At 72.1% G+C, this 2,285-nt stretch carries 1 protein-coding gene and 1 pseudogene; both read right to left on the bottom strand.

The window, feature by feature from the left end:
* Window positions 1–1,646: DEAD/DEAH box helicase (locus KME77_RS22770; RefSeq protein ID WP_219470962.1), on the bottom strand; the 1,646-nt coding region annotated here is incomplete at its 3' end.
* A 62-nt stretch (window positions 1,647–1,708) separates the two neighbouring features.
* Window positions 1,709–2,285: pseudogene (locus KME77_RS22765) on the bottom strand (sphingosine kinase); the annotation flags it as partial.

Below are 2,285 nucleotides of genomic sequence, written 5' to 3'. Positions count from 1 at the left end.
CCCGGCCGGGCGGCGCCGCGCTGCCTGGACAGCTCGGCCTCGCGGTCGGACAGGCGGCGGCGCAGCGCGGCGTACTCGGGGAAGTCGCCCAGGTGGCAGGTCATCGCCTGCTGGTAGCCCTCCAGGGCCTCCTCGTGCTTGCGCAGCTGCTTGGCCAGCCCGACCACCGCGCGGTCGGCCTGGAACTGGGCGAAGGACTCCTCCAGCAGCGTGCGGGCCCGCTCGCGGCCGAACTGGCCGACGAGGTTGACGGCCATGTTGTACGAGGGCTGGAAGCTGGAGCGCAGCGGGTAGGTGCGCGTGCTGGCCAGGCCGGCGACCGACAGCGGGTCCATGCCCGGCTGCCAGATGACCACGGCGTGGCCCTCGACGTCGATGCCGCGCCGCCCGGCCCGGCCGGTGAGCTGGGTGTACTCGCCGGGGGTGAGGTCGGCGTGGGTCTCGCCGTTCCACTTGTCGAGCTTCTCGATGACCACGCTGCGGGCGGGCATGTTGATGCCCAGGGCGAGCGTCTCGGTGGCGAAGACGGCCTTGACCAGCCCGCGCGTGAACAGCTCCTCCACCACCTCCTTGAAGGCCGGCAGCATGCCCGCGTGGTGGGCCGCCAGGCCGCGCTCCAGGCAGTCGCGCCACTCCAGGTAGCCGAGCACGGCCAGGTCCTCGTCGGGCAGGTGGGCGGTCCGCTCGTCGACGAGCTGCCTGATCTCGTGGCGCTCCCGCTCGTCGGTGAGCCTGATCCCGGCGTACAGGCACTGCTGGACGGCCGCGCCGCAGCCGGCGCGGGAGAAGATGAACGTGATCGCGGGCAGCAGCCCCTCGGCGTCGAGCTTCTCGATCACCTGCGCCCGGTCGGAGGGCCGCGAGCGCGGCACCCGGCCGTAGCCGCGCTTGCCGCGCCCGGCGGTGAGCCGTTCGGCGTCGCGGGTGACGCGCATCAGCGTGGGGTTGATGCGCGGCGTCAGCTCCTCGGTCATGAACAGGTCGTAGACGCGGTTGCCGATCATCATGTGCTGCCACAGCGGCACCGGCCGGTGCTCGTCGACGATGACGGTGGTGTCGCCGCGCACCTCGCCGAGCCACTCGCCGAACTCCTCGGCGTTGCTGACCGTCGCCGACAGCGCCACCAGCCTGACCGACTCGGGCAGGTGGATGATGACCTCTTCCCAGACGGCGCCGCGGAACCGGTCGGCCAGGTAGTGGACCTCGTCCATGACGGCGAAGCCGAGCCCGGCCAGGGTGGCCGAGCCGGCGTACAGCATGTTGCGCAGGACCTCGGTGGTCATGACGACGATGGGCGCCTCGCCGTTGACGCTGTTGTCGCCGGTCAGCAGCCCGACCTTCGCGGTGCCGTAGCGTTTGACCAGGTCGTTGTACTTCTGGTTGGACAGCGCCTTGATCGGGGTGGTGTAGAAGCACTTGCGGCCCTGCTCCAGGGCCAGGTGGACGGCGAACTCGCCGACGACCGTCTTGCCCGAGCCGGTCGGCGCGGCCACCAGGACTCCGTCGCCCGCCTCCAGCGCCCGGCAGGCGTCGATCTGGAAGTCGTCGAGCTCGAAGTCGTACAGGCGCCGGAACGATGCGAGCGCGGCCCCGTCGTCGCCGTACTTGTCGCGGAAGGCCGCGTACCGTTCCGCTGGACTCGTCATACCGCCAGCCTACCGAAATCGATATTCCGGTCCGTCCCGGCCGGCTCCCCGACAGGCCCCGCTCAGCTGATCACCCGCAGCGCCCCGGGCTGGATCTCGCAGGTGACGGGGGCGGGGCCGATGCGTTCGCCGTCCGCGTACGCGACGACGCCGGGCGCCTCCAGGCGCACGCTCCTGACGCGTTGCACCGTGACCGACGGGTGCCCGACGTGCACGCCGCGGTAGACGCGCGGGAACAGCCGGACGAACGTCGACTTGCTGACGGCCCCCAGCGTCATGACGTCCAGCAGCCCGTCGTCGGGCCGGGCGTCGGGGCAGACCTTCATGCCCGCCCCGTAGGAGGAGGTGTTGGCGACGGCGACCAGCATGGCCTCCCGTTCGACCGGCTCGCCGTCGTCGAGGGTGACCCGGAAGGGGACCGGCTCGAAGCCGCGCAGCTCCTGGAAGGTGGCCAGCAGGTACTTGGCCATGCCCGGCGGCCAGGTCATGGCGTTGGCCCGCTCGTTGACCCGCGAGTCGAACCCGCAGCACACCACCCCGGCGAACAGCTCCTCGGCGCTGCCGCCGCCGTCGCCGGTGCGGATGCGGGCGGCGTCCACCAGCCGGGACCTGCCGCGCAGCACGGCGCCGGCGGGCGCC

Origin of the sequence: Nonomuraea rhizosphaerae (assembly GCF_019396405.1) — a bacterium.
Classification (GTDB): Bacteria; Actinomycetota; Actinomycetes; order Streptosporangiales; family Streptosporangiaceae; genus Nonomuraea; species Nonomuraea rhizosphaerae.
This window is presented reverse-complemented; position numbering and strand designations above follow the sequence as displayed.